The following is a 23,814-nucleotide window of genomic DNA, read 5'->3' on the forward strand; positions in this document are numbered from 1 at the left end:
GCCCCGGAAACCCGCTCCCGGGGCGGCGCGTCGTTCCGCATATGACGCATGACTTGGTAGCCGTTCTGCATCCCCTGCTCACCGCGGAGGCGTCCGCCGAGGCATATGCCTCCGGAAGCGAGCCGGACGACCTGGAACAGGCCGTCTGGGTCCGGCTGCTGGAACGGCTGGAGACCGACGGGCCGCCGGGCGACCCGCAGCGCTGGCTGCGCAGGGCCGTACGGGCCGAGGCGCGCCGCAGCCGCCGTACCCGCCGGCGGGAACGGCCCTACGGCCTCGAACCGGTCGACTACGGCCGCCCCGGACCGGAACAGCTCGTCCTCACCGCCGCCCGGTACCGCGCGCTGCGCGACGCGGTGCGCCGGCTGCCCGGTCGCTGCCCCCGCCTGCTCGAGGCCCTGCTGTCCCCGAAGGACCTGACATACCGGGAGATCGCGGGGGAGTTGGGTATCTCACAGGGCAGCCTCGGCCCGGAACGCTCCAGATGTCTGGGATGTCTGCGTCGATTGCTCGCACCGGAGGTTGCGGCCCGCGAAGTGCGGGGATAGGAGTGAGGGACGACAGGTGATCAGGTGAGCGGGAGGCGTGCGCACATGGGCATGAGCGTGACCATCTCGGCGGCGACCGAGCAGGACGCGGAGCAGATCTTCAGGCTCCAGTACCTGTGCTTCCAGAGCGAGGCGGCGCTGTACGGCAACTACCGCATCGACCCGCTCGTGCAGACCCTGGACTCCGTCCGCGAGGAGGTCGCCTCCGACTGCGTCTTCGTCGCCCGGCTCGGCGACGAGGTGGTCGGCTCGGTGCGCGGCAAGGTCACCGAGGACGGCGCCGCCGCCATCGGCAAGCTCTGCGTCCACCCCCGTCTGCAGGGCCACGGCATCGGCGCACGCCTGCTGCGCGCGGCCGAGACGGCGCTGGAGCAGGAGCGGGGCGCCACCCGCTTCCGCCTCTTCACCGGCCACCGCAGCGAGGGCAACCTCCGCCTCTACCGCCGCTCCGGCTACGAGACGGTGGGCCGCTCCCGGGGCGACGACGGGGTGGAGCTGATCATCCTGGAGAAGCAGGCCGGGGCCTACGCCGCTACGGCGTGACGGCGGCCCTACGCGCCCGCCGCAGCCAGTACATCGCCGAGATGGGCAGCAGTACGGGGATGAAGACGTACCCCGCCCCGTAGTACGACCACACCGTCGTGTCCGGGAACGCGGAGTGGTCGACCAGGGTCCAGGTACCGACGAGCAGCACCCCCGCGAGTTCGGCGGCACAGCACACCAGTGCCGCCCTGCGGGCCGTCTCCCCGCCCCGGATCAGTGTGAACGTGATGAAGCCGTACACGACACCGGCCACGGCCGACAGCGAGTAGGCGAGCGGCGCCCGGTCGAACTCCGTGGAGATCTGGAAGGCCGAACGCGACACCGCGCCGACCACCATCACGCCGTAGAACCAGACGAGCAGCATGCCCGGTCCCTTGATCAACCGGGTCGGCTTCTCCTCCACCGCCGTCATCTCAGCCTCCCCAGATGTCGAAGAGCCGCACTTCCAGCACGGCCAGCACCACACCGCCCGCGGCGACCGTCACCGAGCCCCAGCGGGTCCGCTCCGCCAGGGACATGAACCCGGCCGCCGGGATGCACGCGAACGCGCCCAGCAGGTACGCCACGAAGATCGTCGTGCCCTGCGCCGGCTTCTCGCCCCGCGCCAGCTGCACGACGCCGACCACCAGCTGCGCCACGGCCAGCAGCGACACCACGGCCATGCCGATGAAGTGCCAGTCCTTGGTCGGCTGGTCCCGGTAGGCGGCCCAGCCGCACCAGGCGGCGAGCAGCAGCGCGGCGACCCCGGTCACCAGCGTCAGGGCATTGAGCATGCCGTGACCTTATTACGGCCGAAACGGACGCCGGCCGCCGACCCCGCCGTAGGCCGGAGGGTCTAGACCACATCGTAGGGTCTGGGTATGACGATCCACGCGCACGCCCTCCTGTTCGACAACGACGGCACCCTCGTCTCCTCCCTCGACTCCGTCGAGCGCTGCTGGACCAGGTGGGCGAAGGAGTACGGAATCACCGCCGAGCAGTTCGGGCGCGTGGCACTGCACGGGCGGCCCGCCGCCGAGATAGTCGCCGACCTGCTGCCCGCTCGCCTGGTGCCGGAGGCGGTCGCCCGGGTCGAGCAGCTGGAGGTGGACGACGTGCCGGACGGCGGCGTACGGCTGCTGCCCGGCACCCGGGACTTCCTGGACGCGCTGCCGGCCGACCGCTGGGCCGTCGTCACCTCCGCCACCCGGCGCCTCGCCGAGGCCCGCCTCGACGCCGTCGGCATCCTGCCCAAGACGCTGATCGCCGCCGCCGACGTCACCCGCGGCAAGCCCGATCCCGAGCCCTACCTGCTCGCCGCCCGGCAGCTCGGCGTCGACCCGGCCCACTGCGTCGTCTTCGAGGACGCCCCCGCCGGACTCCGGGCGGGCCGCGCCGCCGGGATGACCACCGTGGCCTTGGCCACAACCCATCGGGCCGAGGAACTCCACGCCGACCTCGTGGTGGAGAACCTGTCGGCCTTGTCCGCACTGGTCACGGACGAGGGTGTGGAGGTCTCCGTCCGCCGCTGACCGCCTGGGCCGGGCTGTCCGCCGCTGTCCACTATCCGGACAGCGGCGACCGGTCAGCACCGTGGGTCTGGTTTACTGATCGCATGACCACGACGAGCTGCCGCACCCGTGCGACCGAGGCGACCATGACGCCGCCCGGTGCTCGTTGTCTGTGTCGCCTGATGTGTCGAATGTGCGCCTTCTAGAGGGCCCCCGCATCAGCTGAGTCTCGCGCCCCGAAGCGAGAGCCGTGGCATGTCCGTGCGCGCAGTCCGTACGGGACGCACCACCACTTCCCATGTCTGACACATGCCTGACCGCATGCACCCGTGCCCGGGCACACCCCTGCCCGCGCACTCGACAGTGACGGAAACCCACGTGATCACCACCTCGGGCCTGACCAAGGTCTACCGCTCCCGCGGCCGCGAGGTCACCGCCCTCGACGGCGTCGACCTGCATGTCCGCGAAGGCGAGGTCTACGGCGTCATCGGCCAGTCCGGCGCCGGCAAGTCCTCCCTCATCCGCTGCGTCAACCTGCTGGAGCGCCCCACCTCCGGCACCGTGACCGTCGCCGGACAGGACCTCACCGCCCTGGCCGGCCGCGGCCCGCGCGCCGGCCGGGAACTGCGCCGGGCGCGCAGCCGCATCGGCATGGTCTTCCAGCACTTCAACCTGCTGTCCTCGCGGACCGTGCAGGACAACGTCGAGCTGCCGCTGGAGATCCTCGGCAAGTCCGGGAAGGAACGTTCCCGCAAGGCGCTGGAACTCCTCGACCTGGTCGGCCTCGCCGACAAGGCCAAGGCCTACCCGGCCCAGCTCTCCGGCGGTCAGAAGCAGCGCGTCGGCATCGCCCGCGCCCTCGCCGGCGACCCCAAGGTGCTGCTCTCCGACGAGGCCACCAGCGCCCTCGACCCGGAGACCACCCGCTCCATCCTCCAGCTGCTGCGCGACCTGAACCGGCAGCTGGGCCTGACCGTCCTGCTCATCACCCACGAGATGGACGTCGTCAAGGCCGTCTGCGACTCCGCCGCCCTCATGGAGAAGGGCCGGATCGTCGAGTCCGGCACCGTCAGCGAACTGCTGGCCACCCCCGGCTCGGAGCTGGCCGCCGCGCTGTTCCCGGTGAGCGGCGAGCGCACGGGCGCCGACCGGACCGTCGTCGACGTCACCTTCCACGGCGAGGCGGCCACCCAGCCGGTCATCTCGCAGCTGTCGCGCACCTACAACATCGACATCTCGATCCTCGGCGCCGCCATCGACACCGTCGGCGGCCTGCAGATCGGCCGCATGCGCATCGAACTGCCCGGCCGCTACGAGGACAACGTGGTGCCGATCGGGTTCCTGCGCGAACAGGGCCTGCAGATCGACGTCGTGGGCCAGGAGGCCCTGCTGGTGAAGGAAGGTGCCAAGTGACCTGGTCCGAGATGCAGCCGCTGCTGCAGCAGGCGTGTACCGAGACCTTCTGGATGGTGCTGTGGTCCACCCTGATCGCCGTCGCCGCCGGCCTTCCGCTCGGCATCCTCCTCGTCCTCACCGACCGGGGCGGCCTGCTGCAGAACGTCCTCGCCAACAAGGTGATCGGCCAGATCGTGAACATCGGCCGGTCGATGCCGTTCATCATCCTGATGGTCGCGCTGATGAGCTTCACGCGCTGGGTCACCGGGACGACGATCGGCACGACCGCAGCGATCGTGCCGCTCGCCATCGGCGGCATCCCGTTCTTCGCCCGGCTGGTCGAGACGGCCGTCCGCGAAGTGGACCATGGCCTCGTCGAGGCCGTGCAGGCCATGGGCGGCAACACCTGGACGATCGTCCGCAAGGTCCTCGTCCCCGAGGCCCTGCCCTCGCTCATCGCCTCCACCACCACCACGGTCATCGCCCTCATCGGCTACTCCGCCATGGCCGGCACGGTCGGCGGCGGCGGCCTCGGAGACCTCGCCGTCCGCTACGGCTACCAGCGCTTCGAGACCGAGCTGATGTGGATCACCGTCGCGATCCTCGCCGTCGTCATCTCCCTCATCCAGTTCGCCGGCGACCTCGCGGCCCGCTCCCTGCACAGCCGCGGCGGCCGCTCCGGCCCCGCCCCCAAGCTCCGCCTGCTCAAGGCGAAGGAGCCGGCGGCGGCCGACATCAGCAAGGTCGCGTAACGCCGTTTCGTACGGCACCCCCCAGACTCCCCGTTTACCCGTACACGGGGTCGCACCACCCATCAGGAAAGGCACTTTTCGTGCGTAACACCGCCAAGCTCACCACCGCCGTCCTCGCCGCCGGAGCCCTCACCTTCGGGCTGACCGCCTGCGGCTCCGGCAGCTCCTCCGCCTCCCACGACTACAGCGGCCCGCTGGTCGTCGCCGCGAGCCCCACCCCGCACGCCGAGATCCTGGACTTCGTCAAGGACAAGCTGGCGAAGAAGGCGGGCCTCGACCTTCAGGTCAAGGAGTTCACGGACTACATCACGCCGAACACGGCGACCGAGGACGGCTCGGTGGACGCCAACTACTTCCAGAACCAGCCGTACCTGGACGACTTCAACGCCAAGCGGGGCACCCACATCGTGCCCGTCGTCACGGTGCACCTGGAGCCGCTCGGCCTGTACTCCCACAAGGTCAAGAAGGCCGACGCGCTGAAGAGCGGTGCGACCGTCGCCGTCCCGAACGACGCCGTCAACGAGGCCCGCGCCCTGAAGCTGCTCGCCGCGGGCGGGCTCATCACCCTCAAGTCCGGCGCCGGCAACGAGGCCACCCCGCAGGACATCGCCAAGAACCCCAGGAACCTGAAGTTCAAGGAGGTCGAGGCCGCCCAGACCCCGCGCTCCCTGGACGACGTGGACGCGGCCGTGGTGAACGGCAACTACGCCATCTCCGCCGGTCTGAAGCCCGCCAAGGACGCCATCCTGCTGGAGTCCGCCAAGAACAACCCGTACGCCAACTTCCTCGCCGTGAAGAAGGGCAACGAGAAGGACCCGCGGGTCGAGAAGCTCGCCAAGCTCCTCGTCTCGCCCGAGGTCAAGAAGTTCATCGAGGACAAGTACCAGGGCTCGGTCATCCCCTCCTTCTGATCCGGCCCGCCCGCCCTCGGGGCCCGCTCCCGCACCGGGAGCGGGCCCCGTCGTGCGGTTCAGTGGTTACATGCTGCATGCTGGGCAGTTCAGCAGGCCCTGAAGGTTCATTCCGAAGGTTACGGAGCGGCGCATGACTAGCACCTTCCCCAACATCTCCATCAGCACGGAGCGGTTGGTGCTGCGTCCCTTCGAGGAGTCCGACATCGAGGCCTTCGCCGAGATGATGAACGACGAACTGGTCACCGCCTGGACCTCGGTGCCGCAGCCGTACACCGAGGCCGACGCCCGCGCCTGGATCACCGAACACGCCCCCGCCGAACGGGCGGAGGGCCGCGGCATCGTCTTCGCCGTCGACGAGTTCCTCACCCAGCGCCTGGTCGGCACGGTCCATCTGCGGCACGCCGACTGGCGCGTGCGCTCCGCCGAGATGGCCTACGTCATCGCCCCCTGGGCGCGCGGCGAGGGCTACGCCTCCGAGGCGGCCCTGGCCACCGCCCAATGGTTCTTCCGGGACCAGAAGTTCGAGCGCCTGGAGCTGCGCACCGCGGCCGACAACACCGCCTCCCAGCAGGTCGCCCAGAAGATCGGCTGCATCAGCGAGGGCGTCCTGCGCGGCGCCTGGATAGCCCGGACCCGCGACACCCACGGCGAGTGGACGGACGTGCGCACCGACCTCATCGTCTGGAGCCTGCTGCCCGAGGACCTGGACGGCGTCGAGGAGCAGCTGGCCGACACGGGCGGTTTCACCTCCTACTCCGACTGGAACTGAGCCCTCAGCCGCACCAGGTACGCTCAGGGGGCCCGCTGGGGCCCGTACCCTGACGACCTGCGAAGACCTGGAGAGAAACGACGATGGCCGACCGGGTCACGGTGATCGGCTGGGACGGCTCGCCGCTGACCGACACGGCACGCGCCGCCCTCGGCGCCGCCACACTCGTGGCGGGCGCGGCCCACCACCTGGCGCTGCCCGAGGTTCCGCCCGCCGCCGAACGCGTCCGCCTGGGCAGCGTCGCGCTCGCCGCCCGCCGGATCGCCGCCCACCGCGGCACCGCCGTCGTACTCGCCGACGGCGACCCCGGCTTCTTCGGCGTCGTACGCACCCTGCGCGCCCCGGAGTTCGGCCTGGAGGTCGAGGTCGTCCCCGCCGTCTCCTCGGTGGCCGCCGCCTTCGCCCGCGCCGGCATGCCCTGGGACGACGCCCAGGTGGTCGTCGCCCACCCGCGCACCCTGCGCCGCGCCGTGAACGTCTGCCGCGCCCACACCAAGGTCGCCGTCCTCACCGCACCGGGCGCCGGACCCGCCGAACTCGGGCTGCTGCTGGAAGGCGTCCACCGGACCTTCGTCATCTGCGAGGAACTGGGCACCGAACGCGAGCAGGTCACCGTCGTCACCTCCGACAAGGCAGCCGACCACACCTGGCGCGACCCCAACGTCGTCATCGTCATCGGCGGCCCGGCCGGCGCGGGGGAGGGCGGCGGCTGGATCGCCGGCCGCGACCCGGGCGCCGGACCGCGCGGCTGGGTGCAGCCCGACGCGAGCTACGCCGAGGGACCGGCCGGCGGACCCGGCGGCGGCCTCGGCGAGGGCGAGCGGCAGCTGCTGCGGGCCGCCCAACTCGCCCGGCTCGGCCCCCGGGTCGGCGACCTGGTCTGGGACATCGGCAGCGGCTCCGGCGCGTTCGCCGCCGAGGCCGCGCGCGCCGGAGCGGCCGTCATCGCCGTCGACCGGGATCCCGCGGCCTGCGCCCGCACCGACTCCGCCGCGCGCCGGTACGGTGTCCAGCTCCACGTCGTCCACGGCACCGCCCCGCACGTCCTGGAGAACCTGCCCGAACCGGACGTCGTCCGGGTCGGCGGCGGGGGAGCGGCCGTCGTCTCTGCCGTCGCCGACCGGCGCCCGCAGCGCATCGTCACTCACGCCGCCACCCGCGACGCCGCCGAACTCATCGGCCGCGACCTGACCGAGCACGGATACCACGTCGAGTGCGCGCTGCTGCAGTCCGTCGAACTCGACACCCGCGCCTGGACGGAGACCGAGCGGAGTGTCTCGTTCCTGCTCATCGGAACACTGCCGCTGCGCGAAGCGCCTCGTTGAGGGGTGGTGGCCGGGCGACGGGCGGGCGCTGCCGGATCGCGCCCCGTGATCCGGTTGTCGTACCGCGCGCGGTAGGCTGGCCGATCGTTGTGCCACACCGGCGGCCCGGAACTTCGTTCGCCAATGTCCGGAAAGCACGCCCGTTTTGGGGCGGGTGCGGTACTGCGGAACCGGAGGACGCGCAACGTGGCGCAGTCCACAGCGTGCCGTCGCGGATCATGCTGTCGCGACGGCCGGGCGGCCGGGACAATGCCACTGAATGGCTTTGTCGCCTTTTCCGGCGGGTCGTTCGTGCCGCTGGGCACGGACGCTCGTTCTTCACTACGGGCGGTCGGTGCGCCGTTCCGGGTGAGCTGGTCGTAGGAGCACTAAACCGATGGGCGAGGGGTACGCATGACCGACACCGGCCAGGTCCCGGGCGAGGGGCAGCCGGAGAGCGCAGGCATGGTGGAGCAGCCGGGCGTCGCCGCGCACGGTGCGTACACCTACCTCTCCGAGGCACCCGCCGAGGACGAAGACCTGCTGCTGCCGGGCGCCCAGGGCGCATGGGGCAACGAGGTTCCGCCACCCGCGCCGGAACCGGTCGTCGAGGCCGTCCACCAGCCGGGGCCGCACGAGACGGCCGGCCGGGACAGCGGCTCCGTCGACCTCAGCGGCGTCCGCCTGCCGAACCCGGCCCCGGCCTCCGTGCCGCCGTCGCCGATACTGTCGGCCCCGCAGGAGCAGCCGGCCGCCGCGCAGGCGCCGCGCCGTCCGCTGCACCTCGGCCCGCCGATCCCCGACGCCTCCGCGAGCCCGGTCCGCTCCCTCGCCGACCGCGGCCCGGCCGGCGCGCCGGTACGGCAGCCCGGTCCGGTCGCGGCCGGCCCGGAGTACCTCGACGCCCAGCCGCCGTACGAGACGGCCCCGCAGGGCGCGGCCCCCTGGGGCGCCGCCCACGCGGCCCAGGCCGACGCGCAGGCACCGGCTGCCGAAACGGTTGACCCGGCCGCCGTCGCCGTGGACACCGCCGCGCAGACCGACCCGTCCGGCGCCGCGCAGGCCGCCGTCACCCGCCTCGCGACCCAGGCCGCCGCACCGGTGCCGGGCACCGCGCACCTGGTCCACGGCCACGACGGCGTACAGCCCGCGCACGGCCATGACGGGGTGGTGCACACGGCTCCTACGGCGGCGGTGCCCGAGGAGGCTCGTCCGCTCGCCGGTGGCCAGGAGGCCGGGGCCGCCGGACCCGGTGCGGCGGAGGGCGTTCAGGCTGCTGTTGCCGGGCAGGAGGCCGACGGCGTTCAGCACACTGTCGCCGAGACCGGTGAGAGCGCGCCGGAGGCGGCCGGTGCGGAGCCTGCCGAGGACACGACCGCCGTGGACGGCGGGCTCGCCGCCGCCGTCGGCGCTCCCGCCGCCGACGTTGGGGCCGAGGCCGTGGCGAACGCCGGTCGGTCTGCCGAGGGCGCGGAGACCGGGCAGGCCGCCGCGGGCGCCGAGGGCGCACCGGTGCCGACGACCGCCGAGACGGCTGCCCCGGATCACGACCAGGCCGTCGCCCCGCAGGCGGCAACGCCCGCGCAGGCCGAGGCCGTTGCGGCCGGGCAGGCAGCGGGTCCCGCCGCCGACGGCGTCGAACCGGCCGAGGCCGCTCAGCCGTCCGGCGAGGCCGGGCCGGGCCGGCACCCGGAGCAGGCCGCGGGCGAACCGCGGGGCGACGCCGAGTCGTCGGCCGCGGACACTGCCCCTGCCGCCGAGGGCGGCACCGCGGCTCAGGGCGTAGACGGCACGGCGACGGTGCCGTCCGGCCACGCCGCCGTCGCCACCGACGGCGCCCCCGCGGCCCAGGAGAGTGCCGCGACCGTTCCCGCGGCACAGGCGCCGAACGCCGCTCCGGGCGCCCCGGACACCCCGGAGGACGCCACCCCGGCACCGCCAGCCCCGCAGAGCCCCGATGCCGTTGTGGACGCCCAGCCCCCGGCCGCCGCGGACGCCGTACGCGCCTCCGGGACCGCCGTCGCACCCGAGGCCGGCGCCGTGACCGCGCCCGCGGTCGGCACCCCGGCCGGCGTTTCCGAGGCGTCGGAGGTGCAGGCCGCCGAGGTGGTTGTGGCCCCTGACGTCGTACCGGGGCCAGCGGCCGAAGGCTCCGGCGGCCCCGCGCCGCACCCCCACCCCCAGGGCCCGCAGCTGGCCGAGCCCCTCGCGTACGACGCCCAGGCGGCCCCCGGCGCACCGCAGCCCCACCCGGCCGCGGAGTTGAATCCACAGGTCCAGCCCGACGCTGCCGCACCTGAAGCCGTCCCGCAGGCCGAGCCCGAGGCGAGCGCCCCCGAAGCCCTCCCGCAGCCCCAGCCCGACACGGCCACCCCCGAAACCGTCCCGCAGGCACCGCCCGCGGAGACCGCCACCACGCCGAACGCCGACGGCACCCCCGCGCAGCCCACCGACGCCACCCCGGTGCCGGCCGCCGCCGAAGCAGCTCCCGTGGCGGCGGGCCCGGCCGAGTCGGCGGAGACCGGCGGGCAGCACGCCCCGGCCGAGCCGGCGGAGCCGCTGCCCTCCCATGTGCCGCCGCACCCCGAGCAGCCGCTCGGGCAGTTCGTGCCGGTCGCGGGCCAGGTCCCCACGACCCCGCACCTGGCGCCGACCCCTCCGCAGCCCCTGGTCCTCCCCACGGAGGAGACGCAGCAGGCGGCGGCCACGGTGCCCGCGCCGCGCGAGGGCGAACCCGCGCCGGCCCCCGATGTCGTACAGCACGCGGAGGACCTGCGGACCAGGGCCGCCGACCAGGAGGAAGAGGGCACGGGAGCAGTGGCGGAAGCACGACAGTCCACCGGCCCGGCCGCGCCCGGCTACGCCGACGCCGAGCGCGAGGCCGTCCTGAAGGTCATGCGCGAGCGCAGGGACATCCGCAACGGCTTCCGCAGCGACCCCATCCCGCACGAGGTGCTGCTGCGCGTCCTGGAGGCCGCCCACACGGCGCCCTCCGTGGGCCACTCGCAGCCCTGGGACTTCGTCGTCATCCGCTCCGCCGAGACCCGGCGGACGATGCACGAGCTGGCGATGCGTCAGCGTGAGGCCTACGCCAAGTCGCTGCCCAAGGGCCGGGCCAAGCAGTTCAAGGAACTGAAGATCGAGGCCATCCTCGACACCCCGGTCAACATCGTCGTCACCGCCGACCCCACCCGCGGCGGCCGGCACACCCTCGGCCGGCACACCCAGCCGCAGATGGCGCCCTACTCCTCGGCGCTCGCGGTGGAGAACCTCTGGCTCGCCGCCCGCGCCGAAGGCCTCGGCGTCGGCTGGGTCAGCTTCTTCGACGAGCGGGAGATGGTCCGCGCGCTCGGCCTGCCCGAGCACCTGGAGGTCGTCGCCTATCTCTGCGTCGGGTACGTCGACGAGTTCCCGGACGAGCCCGAGCTGATGCAGGCCGGCTGGTCCAAGCGGCGCCCCCTGTCCTGGGTGGTGCACGAGGAGACGTACGGCCGCCGCGCCCTGCCCGGAGAGGAACCCCACGACCTGCTTGCCGAGACCGTCGCCCAGATCCGCCCGCTCGACGCCAAGGCCCTCGGCGAGGCCTGGGAGCGCCAGAAGCGCATGACCAAGCCGGCCGGCGCGCTCGGCATGCTCGAGATCATCTCCGCGCAGCTGTCCGGGCTGTCCCGGCAGTGCCCGCCGCCGATCCCCGAGCCCGCCGCCGTCGCCATCTTCGCCGGCGACCACGGCGTGCACGCCCAGGGCGTCACTCCCTGGCCGCAGGAGGTCACCGCCCAGATGGTGGCCAACTTCCTGGGCGGCGGAGCGGTCTGCAACGCCTTCGCGGGCCAGGTCGGCGCCGAGGTGTGCGTCGTGGACGTCGGCGTCGCCGCAGACCTGCCCGCCACCCCCGGCCTGCTGCCCCGCAAGATCCGCGGCGGCACGTCCGACATGACCACCGGGCCCGCGATGACCCGCGAGGAGGCCAAGCAGGCCATCGAGGTCGGCATCGAGACCGCCCGCGACCTGGTGGCGGCCGGCAACAAGGCGCTGCTGACGGGCGAGATGGGCATCGCCAACACCACGGCGTCGGCCGCGCTCATCTCGGTGTTCACCGGCGCCGACCCGGCCGAGGTCACCGGCCGCGGCACCGGCATCAACGACGAGACGCTGGCCCGCAAGACCGAGGTGGTCCGCCGCGCCCTGGAACTCCACCAGCCGGACCCGGCCGACCCCATCGGCGTCCTGGCCGCGATCGGCGGCTTCGAGCACGCCGCCATGGTCGGCCTGCTCCTCGGCGGCGCCTCCCTGCGTACGCCGGTGATCCTGGACGGCGTCAGCGCCGGCGCCGCGGCGCTGGTCGCCCGCGCCATCGCCCCCGAGGTCCTCGCCGCCTGCATCGCGGGTCACCGCAGCGCCGAGCCCGGCCACGTGGCCGCCCTCAACAAGCTGGGCCTGCGCCCGCTGGTCGACCTCGACCTGCGCCTCGGCGAGGGCACCGGCGCCCTGCTGGCGCTGCCGCTGGTGCAGAGCACCGCGCGGGCGATGCACGAGGTGGCGACGTTCGACTCGGCGGGGGTCACCGAGAAGTAGGCGCCACGGCACGGGTGGTCCGGTGTTCAGCTGTCGGACCACCCGGTGCCCTCTGCCCTGCGCATCGCTAAAATCGCACGTCAGGGCCGCTCCGAAGGTGCAGCGAGCCCCCACCGCACAGCTGCACGAGGAGCCGCCCCTCATGGCCGAACACCCCGCCTACCCCGTAGGCCTCCGCCTCTCCGGCCGCCGCGTGGTCGTCCTCGGCGCCGGCACGGTGGTCCAGCGCCGCCTGCCGGCACTCATCGCGGCCGGCGCGGACATCGTCGTCGTGTCCCCCGAGGCGACCCCCTCCGTCGAGGCCATGGCGGACACGGGCGAGATCACCTGGATCAGGCGCCCGTACCAGGACGGCGACCTCGCCGAGGCCTGGTACGCCCTGATCGCCACCAGCGACCGCGAGGCCAACGCGCGGGCGTCCGCCGAGGCCGAGCGGCACCGCGTCTGGTGCGTCCGCTCCGACGACGCCGACCAGGCCACCGCCTGGACCCCGGCCACCGGCCACAGCGAGGGCGTCACCGTCGCCGTACTCACCACGCAGGCGCGCGGCCGCGACCCCCGCCACACCGCCGCCATCCGGGACGCGGTGGTGGAGGGTCTGCGCGACGGCACCCTGGTGGCCCCGCACCACCGCACGCGCACGCCCGGCGTCGCCCTGGTCGGCGGCGGACCCGGCGACCCCGACCTGATCACGGTCCGCGGCCGCCGGCTGCTCGCCGAGGCGGACGTCGTCATCGCCGACCGGCTCGGCCCGCGCGACCTGCTCGCCGAACTCCCGCCGCACGTCGAGGTCATCGACGCGGCGAAGATCCCGTACGGCCGCTACATGGCCCAGGAGGCCATCAACAACGCGCTCATCGAGCACGCCAAGCAGGGCAAGTCGGTCGTCCGGCTCAAGGGCGGCGACCCGTTCGTGTTCGGCCGGGGCATGGAGGAGGTCCAGGCGCTCGCCGAGGCCGGCATCCCCTGCACCGTGGTCCCCGGCATCTCCAGCTCGATCTCGGTACCGGGCGCGGCCGGCATCCCGGTCACGCACCGGGGTGTGGCGCACGAGTTCACGGTCGTCAGCGGCCATGTGGCCCCGGACGACGAGCGTTCCCTGGTCGACTGGCCGTCGCTGGCCAGGCTCACCGGCACGCTGGTGATCCTCATGGGCGTCGACAAGATCGGGAAGATCGCCGAGACGCTCGTCGCGCACGGCAAGTCCCCGCAGACCCCCGTCGCGCTGGTCCAGGAAGGCACGACGGCCGCGCAGCGCCGCGTCGACGCCACCCTCGCCACGGTCGCCGAGACCGTGCGGACCGAGGACGTCAGGCCCCCGGCGGTCATCGTGATCGGCGAGGTCGTGACGGTCGGCCCCGCGCCCGCCGGGTGACGACCAGCCCCTTGATCATGCATAACCCCGGGTAACCTAGTCGTTCCAGCCGTTGGCTCCGCACCCCCAGGACAAGGCAGCATCACCCTGTGGCCGATCTCATCACCGTCGAGGATCCCGACGACCCCCGCCTGACCGACTACACCGGGCTGACCGACGTCGAGCTGCGCCGCAGGCGCGAGCCTGCCGAGGGCCTGTTCATCGCCGAGGGCGAGAAGGTCATCCGCAGGGCCAGGGAAGCGGGCTACGAGATGCGCTCCATGCTGCTCTCGGCCAAGTGGATCGACGTCATGCGCGACGTCATCGACGAACTCCCCGCGCCCGTCTACACCGTGAGCCCCGAACTGGCCGAGCAGGTCACCGGCTACCACGTGCACCGCGGCGCCCTCGCCTCCATGCAGCGCAAGCCCCTGCCGACGGCGGAGGAGCTGCTGCGGGACGCCCGCCGCGTCGTGATCATGGAGTCGGTCAACGACCACACCAACATCGGCGCGATCTTCCGCTCGGCCGCCGCCCTCGGCATGGACGCGGTCCTGCTGTCGCCCGACTGCGCCGACCCGCTGTACCGCCGGAGCGTCAAGGTCTCCATGGGCGCGGTGTTCTCGGTGCCGTACGCCCGGCTGGAGACCTGGCCGAAGGGCCTGGAGTCGGTCCGCGGGGCCGGCTTCACGCTGCTCGCGCTCACCCCGGACGACAAGGCCCGCACCCTCGACGAGGCAGCCCCGCACCGGATGGACCGGGTGGCCCTGATGCTCGGCGCGGAGGGCGACGGACTGTCCACCCGGGCCCTGGTCGCCGCCGACGAATGGGTCCGCATCCCGATGTCCCACGGCGTCGACTCGCTCAACGTCGGCGCGGCCGCGGCGGTCGCCTTCTACGCGGTGACCGCCGGCCGCCCGGAGTCCTAGACGAGTAAGTCCGAAGGGGCCGAGTGCATGAAGCGAGGGTCTCGTTGGTCCGTTTGTGACGACAGACCTCGAAACCCTCGCGACTGCACTGTACGTGAAGATCGATGACTCTCTGGCAGGATCGCGTCGATGGGGCCGCCCGCCGAGCCTGAGCGATGCCGAGTTGTTGACGCTGGCGGTGATGCAGGCCCTGCTCGGGTTCGTCTCCGAAGCCCGCTGGCTGCGGTTCGCCCGCGTCCATCTGGCGGCCGAGTTCCCCTACCTGCCCGGGCAGTCCGGGTACAACAAACGCCTGCGGGCCGCGAACACGCTGATCAGCAGGTTCATCCGCACCCTGGCCCGGGACAGCGACCTTTGGCACGACGACGTGTGGATCGTGGACTCCACCCCCGTGGAGTGCGCCCGCTCACGGCCCACCGCGAAGCGCTCCGACCTGGCCGGCTGGGCCGGCTACGGCTACTGCCCCTCGCACTCCCGGTTCTTCTGGGGCCTGCGTCTTCACCTTGTGTGCACCCCCGGCGGCCTCCCGATCGCCTGGGCCCTGGCCAACCCCAAAGTTGACGAACGCGAGGTGCTGGCCGACATGCTCACCGGCGACCAGGACCTACTGGCCACCCACCCCGGACAGACCATCGTCGGCGACAAGGGCTACGTATCCAGGCACCTCGACGCCTTCATGGCCGAGCACGGCCTGACCCTGCTGCGGCCGACCTACCGCAACATCACCCCCCGGCCCGGCGAACACCTTCTCAAGCCCATCCGACAGCTCATCGAGTCGGTGAACGACACCCTCAAGGGCCAGCTCGACCTCGAGCGTCACGGCGCGAGAACCCCCGCCGGCGTTCTCGCCCGTGTCGGACAACGGATCCTCGCCATGACGACCGCGATCTGGCACAACCGCAACACAGGCCGAGCCATCACACGCTCACTGATCGCCTACGACCACTGACCAACCCTTCGGACTTACTCGTCTAGGCCCTGTCGTCAAACTCCCTCCCCCAGCCTTCGGCCGGGGGGACCCCCAGAGCACGCACCTACGGCATGCATCAGCTGCTCCGCAGCGGGCGCGAGGCCCGCCCTCCGGGCGGACGGCGGGAGTTTGACGACAGGACCCAGCCGCTGATCAGCCCACGCGGCCCGTGCCCGGGGCCGGGCCGTACCGGCCGGGCACCGGAAGGCCGGCGTCCGCCGTCGCGTGGGCCGGCTGGGCCTGCCGCTGACGTCGGACGCCGTCGTCGCCGAGGCCGCGGGCGGGACCCTGGCAGCCCTGCGCCACCGCGATGCCGAGCGCCACGAGCAGCGTCACCACGACGAACACGAACAGCCGCTGGCGCAGCAGCCGGGGATTGGCCGGCCGCAGCCCGGTGCCCGTCGTCCGCTGCGCCGGCCGCCCGGAACCGCCCCGTGCGGCCGGACGGCCCCCGCCGCCCGAGCGCGGCGCGCCGCCGCGCTGCGCCGGGGGCGTACGCCCGGAGCCCGGCCGTGCGGAGCGCCCCGAGCCGGTGCCGCGCGGGCCGCTGCCGGTCCGCGCGGACGCGCCGCCGCGCGCCGGCGTACCGCCCCGGGCGGGGGTGCCACCGCGCGGCACCGGCGTGCCGGGGGACATGCGGCGGGTGCGCTGCGGCTCCGGGTAGGTGTCCACGAGCCGCCCGGTGGGCCGGTCCTCCGCCGCGGCGCGCGGCGCGGGCGGCCGTACGCCGTCCAGGCCCTGAGCCTCCCGTGCCGCGATCTCCTTGAGCCGCAGCGACAGCTGCAGCGTGCTGGGCCGGTCCTCGGGGTCCTTCGCCAGACAGGCCCTAACCAGCGGGGCGAGCGCGTCCGGCACGCCGGACAGCTGCGGCTCCTCGTGCACCACCCGGTACAGCATCACCTCCGAACTGCCGTGTCCGAAGGGTGAGTCGCCGGTGGAGGCGTAGGCGAGGGTGGCGCCGAGCGAGAACACGTCCGTCGCCGGGGTGACGGCCGCGCCGCGCACCTGCTCCGGCGCGAGGAAGCCGGGGGAGCCGACCGCCGTGCCCACGTGGGTGAGGGTGGAGGCGCCGGTGGCCCAGGCGATGCCGAAGTCGATGATCCGCGGCCCCTTCGGGGACAGCAGGATGTTGGAGGGCTTCAGGTCCCGGTGGACGACGCCGGCCTCGTGCACCGCGACCAGGCCCTCGGACAGGGCCGCGCCGATCGCGGCGGTGTCGGCCGCGCTGAGCGGGCCCTCGTCGGCGACCTTGTCGTGCAGGGAGGGGCCGGGCACGTACTGCGTGGCGAACCAGGGCCGCTCGGCCTCCAGGTCGGCCGCCACCAGCCGGGCCGTGCAGCCGCCCCGGATGCGGCGGGCGGCGGAGACCTCGCGGGCGAACCGCGACCGGAACTCCTGGTCCTCCGCCAGGTCGGGCCGGATCACCTTCAGCGCGACCCGCTGCCCCTTCTTGTCGGAGCCGAGGTAGACCACACCCATCCCGCCCGCGCCGAGCCGTCGGTGAAGCCTGAACGAGCCGACGACGCGCGGGTCCTCGCGCCTCAGGCGCATCATCGCCATGTTCATCCCCGCTGCCCGGTCCCTGTGACGTGGCACAGCTTACGTTTCCACGGCCGCCCGCGCGCAGAGGCCGCGCCCTCCGGTGCGGAAGGAATGTGACGTCGACCGGTACGACGTGAAAAGCGGTCAGGAGACCTGCCGGCGTCGGGGCGTTGGGCCGCCGCCGTGCCCAACCGCTCGCGGACGAGAGGGCGTTGGGATCATCACGGGCCAGGTGGCGTCGGTTCCCCGGCCCGCCCGGCGCCCGCCGCGAAGGGCCCGCGGACACCGGCGCGGGGCCGGCGGCGGACCGTGCGCGGTTCCGGCTCCACCCCAGGGCGGAGTGATCGAAGTCACTCCGTCCGGCCGTAGGACGCGTCGGACATGACCGACACGGCGGGCGACCCCTCCGGGAAGACCCCGAGACCCTGATGCGCGTCTCCACCCAGGGGAGTACGTCCCGGATCGTGGCTCATCCTCGGGGAGGCCCGGCAATCGGTACGAGGGCATGACGCCCGGATGCGGCCCCGCGCCTAGATTTGAGGTCAAGCGGCGGGTGCAGCACTCGTCCCCCGAGGTCAGACATCCGCCGCTGCCGACGACAACCGACACGGTCAGGAGAGGGACCATGGCCCACACGGCACCGCGACGCCCGGCGTTCGCACCGCGCCGGACGGGCCGCCGCCACCCCCTGGTGGCGACACTGATGGCCCTTCCCCTGGCGGCCCTGCTCCTGCTCGTCTTCGACGGCTGGGAGACGGTGGCCACACAGGCGTCGTCCGTGGGTGTGATGCTGGGGCGCTGAGCGGCGACCCCAGGCCCGGAAGAGCGGTCCGGGCGGGGACATCCATCCAGGAAACCCCGTGGGGACGGGGGTGCGGCGGACGGCACAAATGCCGGCGCAGCTGGGGAGCTGCGCCGGCATGCGCCGTTTTCGGGGCGCTTCCGGGCGGGGCGCGCCGCGCGCGTGCGGCACGTGGATCTCCGCCCCGGGGACTGCCGGCCGCCTCGTGACCGGCCGCGCCCGCGCGGCGGCAGCCGCACCTCGGACACGGCCGCGCGCCCCTCCGGGAGCTGCGGCGCCGCCGGCTTCCCGGCGCGGTCGAGCGTCCCCGCCCCGCCCGCCGCCGGTACGCTCAGCCGCGCAGCCCACCTTGCCGAGGCACCGTTGACCACAGACACCCCCGCCCTCATCCCCGCGCTCAGCGCGAAGGTCCGGGCCGCCGCCCATCCCGGCCGCACCGAGGACACCCCCTGCGCCTGCGCCGGCGGCGCTCTGGCCGACCGCCCCGACGCCACCGTCGTACGGCACGCCGGCACCGTCGCGAAGGCCCACGCCCCCGGCACCGACCCCGGCGAGCTGACCAGGCGCCTCGCCGCGGCCGCCCGCCTGCCCGGCGTCCTGCTGCCGCCGCTCACCCCGGCCCCCACCCCGCTGCAGGGCCGCCTCGTGACCTTCTGGCCGTACGGCGCCCCCGTGGATCCCGGCGCCCCGGACGCGGCCCCCTGGGAGGCCACCGCCACCCTCCTGGCCCGGCTGCACCGCACACCCCCGCCCCCCGGCCTGCCCGCGATGCGCGGCCCCGCGAAGGCCGCCCGCGCCGTCGCCCGGCTCCACAAGGCCCTGGACGGCGGACCGCACCCCGCCGCCGGTGCCGTCCTCGCCGCCTGGGCCGCTCTCCCCGCCTGGGCCCGCGCCGAGGCCCCCATGCCCGGCGCACCCGCCCTCTGCCACGGCGACCTGCACCTCGGCCAGCTCGTCCGCCACCCGGCGCCGGACGGGCCCTGGCGGCTGATCGACGTCGACGACCTGGGCGCCGGCGTCCCGGCCTGGGACCTCGCCCGCCCCGCCGCGTGGTACGCCTGCGGGCTCCTCCCGCCCGACGACTGGACCCGTTTCCTCGGCGCGTACCGGCGGGCCGGCGGCCCGGCCGTGCCCGCGGCCGGCGACCCCTGGCCCGCCCTGGACGTGCCGGCCCGCGCGCTGACCGTGCAGACGGCCGCCCTCGCCGTCGTCAAGGCGCGTGCGGCCGGCCGGCCGCTGGACGAGGTGGAGCAGGCGGTCGTCGACGCATGTGCCCGAATGACCCCGGTTCCGCACCAGTTGCCGCCGGAAGGCACCGGCTAGGCTGCAACCGCCCGGGGCCGGACGGAGTCTGTCCTGGGGAACCACGAAGCAGGACCGACCGGCGAGGAGTTGAGCCGACCATGCATTGTCCGAAGTGCCACGCGCCGATGCACACCTACAACCGCAGCGGCGTCCAGATCGAGCAGTGCAGCGGTTGCCGCGGCATCTTCCTCGACTACGGCGAGCTGGAGGCGCTGACCCAGCTGGAGGCCCAGTGGTCCAAGCAGGCGCCGCCGGCCCCGCCCGCCCCGCAGCCGTACCCGGCCCCGCACGCGCCCGCCTGGGGCGCCCCGCACGGCGGTCACCACGGCGGCCATGGGCACCACCACGGCCACCACAAGAGCTGGGCGCACATGCTCTTCTCCAGCTGACCCTGCGACACCCGGGCTGAACAGGCGAAAGCCCCCGGCCGTACGAGACGGCCGGGGGCTTCGTGCTGTGTGGACGATACTGGGATTGAACCAGTGACCTCTTCCGTGTCAGGGAAGCGCTCTCCCGCTGAGCTAATCGTCCGCGGGCTGTGACACGTACATCACAGGCAGTGCGCGATACTGGGATTGAACCAGTGACCTCTTCCGTGTCAGGGAAGCGCTCTCCCGCTGAGCTAATCGCGCGGGCGGGGATCTTCAAGAAGATCCGAGGATCCTGCGAGAAGATCCAGTGGACGATACTGGGATTGAACCAGTGACCTCTTCCGTGTCAGGGAAGCGCTCTCCCGCTGAGCTAATCGTCCTTGGAGGTGGAGACGGGATTTGAACCCGTGTAGACGGCTTTGCAGGCCGTTGCCTCGCCTCTCGGCCACTCCACCAGGAGTGTAGGGGATCGGGAGACCCCCTCTTCCTTCGAGCGGACGACGAGGCTCGAACTCGCGACCTCAACCTTGGCAAGGTTGCGCTCTACCAACTGAGCTACGTCCGCCTGTCGTTTCGGTCCGCTTGCGCGTCCCGGCGACGTGTTGAACTCTAGCGGATTCCCGGGCCAGTACAAAAACGCGTTTGCGCAGCGTGCTGCGCCGACCGTGGCGGACCCCGTGGTCACAGCGTCCTCGGGGACATCACACGGCTACCCGCCGGACACCCGACCTAGACTCGTCCACGTGCTTCACGACCCCTCCGTCCTGCCTGCCCTGGCCCGTTTCGGCGACCGCGTCGCCACCGGCCTGCTCGACGTCACCAGCGACCCGGCCGCCCTGGACTCCACGGGCTTCTGGGCCGTCTGCGCGGACTTCGAGGGCCAGCTGACCTGCGCCCGCTTCGCGGACGTGCGCAGGGAGCCGGTGCCCGCCCCGGTGCCGGGCGGCTGGCGGGGCCCGGCGGTGGGGGAGTGGACCTCCTCCCTGGACCGGGCCGCGTACACGGAGGCCGTCCGCCGGATCCGCGGGCACATAGCGGCCGGCGAGGTCTACCAGGCGAACCTCTGCCGGGTGCTCGGCGCGCCGGTCGCCCCGGACGCCGACGTGGACGCCCTGACCGCCCTGCTGGCCCGCGGCAACCCGGCGCCGTACGCAGGAACGATCCGGCTGCCGGAACACGGCGTGGAGATCGCCACCGCGTCGCCCGAGCTGTTCCTGCGCCGGGACGGGCGTGTGGTGGAGTCCGGGCCGATCAAGGGGACCGGCCGTACCGAGGCGGACCTCCTGGAGAAGGACTACGCCGAGAACGTGATGATCGTGGACCTGGTCCGCAACGACATCGGGCGCGTGTGCGCCACCGGCAGCGTGACCGTCCCCGACCTGTGCGCCGTGGAGAAGCACCCGGGACTGGTCCACCTGGTCTCCACCGTCCGCGGCGAACTGGCCGAGGGCGCGGGGTGGCCGGACCTGCTCGCCGCCGCCTTCCCGCCCGGCTCGGTCACCGGCGCGCCGAAGTCCAGCGCCCTGAAGATCATCGAGGCCCTGGAGACCGCGCCGCGCGGGCCGTACTGCGGCGGCATCGGCTGGGTCGACGCCGACCGGCGCACGGGCGAGCTGGCCGTCGGCATCCGCACCTTCTGGATCGACCGGGAGGCCGGGATGCTGCGCTTCGGCACCGGCGCCGGCATCACCTGGGGTTCCGACCCCGAGGGGGAGTGGCGGGAGACCGAGCTGAAGGCGTCCCGGCTGCTCGCGGTAGCGTCGGGGGCGTACGACGCGAGTGGAGGGCTGTGCGCATGAGGATCTGGCTGGACGGCGGACTGCGGGACCTGGAGTCCGCGCGTGTCTCCGTCTTCGACCACGGGCTCACCGTGGGCGACGGCGTCTTCGAGACGGTGAAGGCCGTCCACGGCAGGCCGTTCGCGCTCACCCGGCACCTGGAGCGGCTGACCCGCTCGGCCCGGGGCCTCGGCCTGCCCGACCCCGACCACGACGAGGTCCGCGAGGCCTGCGCGGCGGTTCTGGAGGCGAACCCGATGCCGCTCGGCCGGCTGCGGATCACCTTCACCGGCGGCCACGGCCCGCTCGGCTCCGACCGCGGCGAGCACGGCCCGACCCTCGTGGTCGCCCTCGGCGAGACCGCCCGCCGCCCGGACACCACCGCCGTGATCACCGTCCCCTGGACCCGCAACGAGCGCGGCGCCCTCACCGGCCTGAAGACCACCTCGTACGCCGAGAACGTCGTCGCCCTCGCCCGCGCCCACGAACACGGCGCGTCGGAGGCGCTGTTCGGCAACACGGCCGGACAGCTCTGCGAGGGCACCGGGTCGAACGTCTTCGTCGTCCTGGACGGCGAGATCCACACCCCGCCCGTCTCCTCCGGCTGCCTCCCCGGCATCACCCGCGCGCTGACCGTCGAGTGGACGGGCGCCAAGGAGACCGACCTGCCGCTGGACGTGCTGCGGCGCGCCGACGAGGTGTTCCTCACCTCCACCCTGCGCGACGTCCAGGCCGTCCACCGGGTCGACGACCGCGAACTGCCCGGCACCCCGGGACCGGTCACCGCCAAGGCCATGCGGATCTTCGACGAGCACGCCGCGCGGGACCTCGACCCCTGAGCCGGGGCACGGCCCTGCGGCGCTGCGGAAAACGGGCTGACTGGGCGGTCGGCTACGGGTAGAACACCTGTGATGACCACGACCCTGCGGCCGGTCGAGCCGCTGCAGCAGCACCCCGACGGCACCCGTTCCCGCCGCTACCAGGTGTGCGTGAACAGCCGGCCCGTCGGCGAGATCCACCTCGGCACCTCGCCGTCCCTCGGCGAGGCGGTGGCCCGCGTCATCGACCTGCGGATAGCCGAGCCCGACCGCCGGCGCGGCCGGGGCACGGTGGCCGCGCTCGCCGCCGAGGAGGTGGCGCGCGGCTGGGGCTGCACGCAGATCGAGACCCTCGTCCCCGCCTCGGCCGGCATCGCCCTGAGGCTGTTCGGCGCCCTCGGCTACACCCTGCGCAACCGCGGCATGGAGAAGCGCCTCGGCACCACCCCGCCCGACCTGCCGCCGGGCAGCCGGGCGCGGCCCATGACGGCAGCGGAGTTCGACGCGTGGCACGCGCACGAGAGCGAGCACTACGCGCGCGCGTGGATCGAGCGCGGCGTCCCCGAGGCCGCGGCACGCGCCAAGGCCCGCAGCGACCACGAGGCGCTGCTGCCGCACGGTCTCGCCACCGACGGCATGGTCTTCAGCGTCCTGGAGCACGAAGGGACCCGCGTGGGCACGCTGTGGGTGGCCCTGCAGGACGACAAGGCGTTCGTGTTCGACGTCGGGACCGACGCGGCCCAGCGCGGCCGGGGACACGGCCGCACGCTCATGCTGCTGGCCGAGCGCCAGGCCATCGAGGCCGGCCGGCCGGTCCTCGGCCTCAATGTGTTCGCGGGCAACACTCCCGCCGAGCGGCTGTACGAGTCCCTCGGCTATGAGACGACGACCCACGCCCTCGCCAAACCCCTGCTGTAGGCGTTCCGCCCCGGCCGCCGGCGGTCCGCGGGGTCAGGCGCCCCCGCCCAGCAGCCGGTCGGCGATCTCCTCGATGCGCGCGCGCAGCCCCTCCTGGCTCTTGCCGCCGTCGAGGCGCTCGCCGCCGATGACGTACGTCGGGGTGCCGGTCACCCCGATCGCCTTGCCCTCGGCCTGGTCGGCGTCCACGATCAGGATGTGCCGGCCGTCGATCAGCGCGGTGTCGAACTCCTCGGCGTCCAGGCCCAGTTCGCGCGCCATCTCGACCAGGAAGGGTTCGCCCTCGCGGTCCAGCTCCTCGACCCGCTCCAGCACGGCCTCGACGTACGGCCAGCCCCGGCCCTGCGCCAGCGCCTCCTCGGCGGCCTGCGCGGCGGCGAAGGAGTGCTTGTGCTTCTCCAGCGGGAAGTGCCGCAGCCGCAGCTCCAGCCGGTCGCCGTAGCGCTCCCGCAGCGCGCGGACGTCACCGAGGGCGGTACGGCAGTCGGGGCACTGCAGCTCGCACCAGACGTCGAGGACGACGGCGCCGGCGCGTGTGGGGGTCGATTCGGGGGAGGCATCGGTCATGCCGCCCAGTCTTCCAGGCCGGCCCCGGCCGACCCAATCGGGACGGTACGGCCGCCGGTGCCCTGGCTTTGCGGCATGTGCCGGTACGGCCCCGGGCCGGCACTCCAGTAGGAGACGACCCGGAGATGTCCCTGATGTCCCGCTGGAGCATGGCATCGCAGGGAGGGGGC

The 23,814-nt window shown here is 73.5% G+C and carries 22 protein-coding genes and 5 tRNA genes; 18 read left to right on the top strand and 9 right to left on the bottom strand.

Translation table 11 applies throughout. The features are described 5' to 3' along the window. Window positions 1-41 precede the first annotated feature (41 nt). Window positions 42-548 carry an RNA polymerase sigma factor gene (locus OG956_RS29870; protein ID WP_330341112.1) on the top strand — a complete coding sequence of 169 codons (507 nt, stop codon included), beginning with the start codon at window positions 42-44 and terminating at the stop codon, window positions 546-548. Window positions 549-593: 45 nt separating this feature from the next. Continuing rightward, window positions 594-1,091 (top strand): GNAT family N-acetyltransferase, encoded by a 498-nt coding sequence (locus OG956_RS29875; RefSeq protein WP_330342985.1) that lies wholly within the window; start codon window positions 594-596, stop codon window positions 1,089-1,091. Here the strand turns inward: OG956_RS29875 and OG956_RS29880 are convergent. Then, the gene (locus OG956_RS29880; protein WP_330341113.1) at window positions 1,081-1,503 is read right to left on the bottom strand and encodes a hypothetical protein; all 423 of its coding nucleotides are present in this window, start codon (window positions 1,501-1,503) and stop codon (window positions 1,081-1,083) included. The genes OG956_RS29875 and OG956_RS29880 overlap by 11 nt on opposite strands. A 1-nt stretch (window position 1,504) precedes the next feature. Further along, a complete protein-coding gene (locus OG956_RS29885) occupies window positions 1,505-1,864 on the bottom strand; it encodes a hypothetical protein (RefSeq protein WP_330341114.1) in 360 nt (119 codons plus the stop codon). Between the two features lie 87 nt (window positions 1,865-1,951). Between OG956_RS29885 and OG956_RS29890 the strand changes: the two genes are divergently transcribed. The 10 genes from OG956_RS29890 to OG956_RS29935 all read left to right on the top strand — a co-directional run bounded on the left by OG956_RS29890 (window position 1,952) and on the right by OG956_RS29935 (window position 15,522). Continuing rightward, entirely contained in the window at window positions 1,952-2,602 is a 651-nt protein-coding gene (locus OG956_RS29890; RefSeq protein ID WP_330341115.1) for an HAD family hydrolase, read from the top strand. Between the two features lie 357 nt (window positions 2,603-2,959). Then, window positions 2,960-3,994 carry a methionine ABC transporter ATP-binding protein gene (locus OG956_RS29895; RefSeq protein WP_330341116.1) on the top strand — a complete coding sequence of 345 codons (1,035 nt, stop codon included), beginning with the start codon at window positions 2,960-2,962 and terminating at the stop codon, window positions 3,992-3,994. Beyond that, window positions 3,991-4,728: a methionine ABC transporter permease gene (locus OG956_RS29900; RefSeq protein WP_330341117.1), complete on the top strand. Its 738-nt coding sequence runs from the start codon at window positions 3,991-3,993 to the stop codon at window positions 4,726-4,728. Before OG956_RS29895 ends, OG956_RS29900 begins: the two co-directional genes overlap by 4 nt. 80 nt (window positions 4,729-4,808) lie before the next feature. Further along, window positions 4,809-5,639, top strand: a complete 831-nt coding sequence (locus tag OG956_RS29905; RefSeq protein ID WP_330341118.1) for a MetQ/NlpA family ABC transporter substrate-binding protein — start codon at window positions 4,809-4,811, stop codon at window positions 5,637-5,639. A 133-nt stretch (window positions 5,640-5,772) separates the two neighbouring features. After that, window positions 5,773-6,411: a GNAT family N-acetyltransferase gene (locus tag OG956_RS29910; protein WP_330341119.1), complete on the top strand. Its 639-nt coding sequence runs from the start codon at window positions 5,773-5,775 to the stop codon at window positions 6,409-6,411. An 83-nt stretch (window positions 6,412-6,494) separates the two neighbouring features. Next, a complete protein-coding gene (gene cbiE, locus OG956_RS29915; RefSeq protein WP_330341120.1) occupies window positions 6,495-7,736 on the top strand; it encodes a precorrin-6y C5,15-methyltransferase (decarboxylating) subunit CbiE in 1,242 nt (413 codons plus the stop codon). Between the two features lie 393 nt (window positions 7,737-8,129). Next, the gene (gene cobT / locus OG956_RS29920) at window positions 8,130-12,290 is read left to right on the top strand and encodes a nicotinate-nucleotide--dimethylbenzimidazole phosphoribosyltransferase (RefSeq protein ID WP_330341121.1); all 4,161 of its coding nucleotides are present in this window, start codon (window positions 8,130-8,132) and stop codon (window positions 12,288-12,290) included. 142 nt (window positions 12,291-12,432) lie between these two features. After that, entirely contained in the window at window positions 12,433-13,665 is a 1,233-nt protein-coding gene (cobA, locus tag OG956_RS29925; RefSeq protein WP_330341122.1) for a uroporphyrinogen-III C-methyltransferase, read from the top strand. An 89-nt stretch (window positions 13,666-13,754) separates the two neighbouring features. Continuing rightward, entirely contained in the window at window positions 13,755-14,573 is an 819-nt protein-coding gene (locus OG956_RS29930; RefSeq protein WP_330341123.1) for a TrmH family RNA methyltransferase, read from the top strand. 55 nt (window positions 14,574-14,628) lie between these two features. Further along, window positions 14,629-15,522 (top strand): IS982 family transposase, encoded by an 894-nt coding sequence (locus OG956_RS29935; protein ID WP_330335877.1) that lies wholly within the window; start codon window positions 14,629-14,631, stop codon window positions 15,520-15,522. 174 nt (window positions 15,523-15,696) lie between these two features. Here the strand turns inward: OG956_RS29935 and OG956_RS29940 are convergent, their stop codons facing one another. Beyond that, complete coding sequence (locus OG956_RS29940; RefSeq protein ID WP_330341124.1) at window positions 15,697-17,109, bottom strand: serine/threonine-protein kinase; 1,413 nt, start codon at window positions 17,107-17,109, stop codon at window positions 15,697-15,699. Window positions 17,110-17,710: 601 nt separating this feature from the next. On the opposite strand from OG956_RS29940, the gene OG956_RS29945 reads away from it, so the two are divergent. The 3 genes from OG956_RS29945 (at window position 17,711) to OG956_RS29955 (ending at window position 19,581) form a co-directional block, all read left to right on the top strand. Beyond that, entirely contained in the window at window positions 17,711-17,887 is a 177-nt protein-coding gene (locus tag OG956_RS29945; protein WP_330341125.1) for a hypothetical protein, read from the top strand. A gap of 363 nt (window positions 17,888-18,250) precedes the next feature. Further along, a complete protein-coding gene (locus tag OG956_RS29950) occupies window positions 18,251-19,210 on the top strand; it encodes an aminoglycoside phosphotransferase family protein (RefSeq protein WP_330341126.1) in 960 nt (319 codons plus the stop codon). A gap of 80 nt (window positions 19,211-19,290) precedes the next feature. Next, window positions 19,291-19,581: a TFIIB-type zinc ribbon-containing protein gene (locus OG956_RS29955; protein WP_330341127.1), complete on the top strand. Its 291-nt coding sequence runs from the start codon at window positions 19,291-19,293 to the stop codon at window positions 19,579-19,581. Window positions 19,582-19,651: 70 nt separating this feature from the next. Here the strand turns inward: OG956_RS29955 and OG956_RS29960 are convergent. From OG956_RS29960 to OG956_RS29980, 5 genes are all read right to left on the bottom strand, one after another. Continuing rightward, a tRNA-Val gene (locus tag OG956_RS29960) sits at window positions 19,652-19,723 on the bottom strand. Window positions 19,724-19,752: 29 nt separating this feature from the next. Beyond that, window positions 19,753-19,824: transfer RNA gene (locus OG956_RS29965), tRNA-Val, on the bottom strand. Window positions 19,825-19,871: 47 nt separating this feature from the next. Then, window positions 19,872-19,943 (bottom strand) — tRNA-Val (locus OG956_RS29970). Between the two features lies 1 nt (window position 19,944). Next, window positions 19,945-20,018: transfer RNA gene (locus OG956_RS29975), tRNA-Cys, on the bottom strand. Window positions 20,019-20,055: 37 nt separating this feature from the next. Continuing rightward, window positions 20,056-20,128, bottom strand: a tRNA-Gly gene (locus tag OG956_RS29980). Between the two features lie 178 nt (window positions 20,129-20,306). Between OG956_RS29980 and OG956_RS29985 the strand changes: the two genes are divergently transcribed. The 3 genes from OG956_RS29985 (at window position 20,307) to OG956_RS29995 (ending at window position 23,077) form a co-directional block, all read left to right on the top strand. Then, window positions 20,307-21,362, top strand: coding sequence for a chorismate-binding protein (locus OG956_RS29985; RefSeq protein WP_330341128.1), 1,056 nt, complete (start codon window positions 20,307-20,309; stop codon window positions 21,360-21,362). Continuing rightward, window positions 21,359-22,180: an aminotransferase class IV gene (locus OG956_RS29990; RefSeq protein ID WP_330341129.1), complete on the top strand. Its 822-nt coding sequence runs from the start codon at window positions 21,359-21,361 to the stop codon at window positions 22,178-22,180. Before OG956_RS29985 ends, OG956_RS29990 begins: the two co-directional genes overlap by 4 nt. 72 nt (window positions 22,181-22,252) lie before the next feature. Further along, window positions 22,253-23,077 (top strand): GNAT family N-acetyltransferase, encoded by an 825-nt coding sequence (locus tag OG956_RS29995; RefSeq protein ID WP_330341130.1) that lies wholly within the window; start codon window positions 22,253-22,255, stop codon window positions 23,075-23,077. Between the two features lie 33 nt (window positions 23,078-23,110). Here OG956_RS29995 and OG956_RS30000 read toward each other — a convergent pair whose 3' ends face one another. Then, window positions 23,111-23,644, bottom strand: a complete 534-nt coding sequence (locus tag OG956_RS30000; RefSeq protein ID WP_330341131.1) for a DsbA family protein — start codon at window positions 23,642-23,644, stop codon at window positions 23,111-23,113. Between the last annotated feature and the right edge of the window lie 170 nt (window positions 23,645-23,814).

Origin of the sequence: Streptomyces sp. NBC_00557 (assembly GCF_036345995.1) — a bacterium.
Taxonomy (GTDB): Bacteria; Actinomycetota; Actinomycetes; order Streptomycetales; family Streptomycetaceae; genus Streptomyces.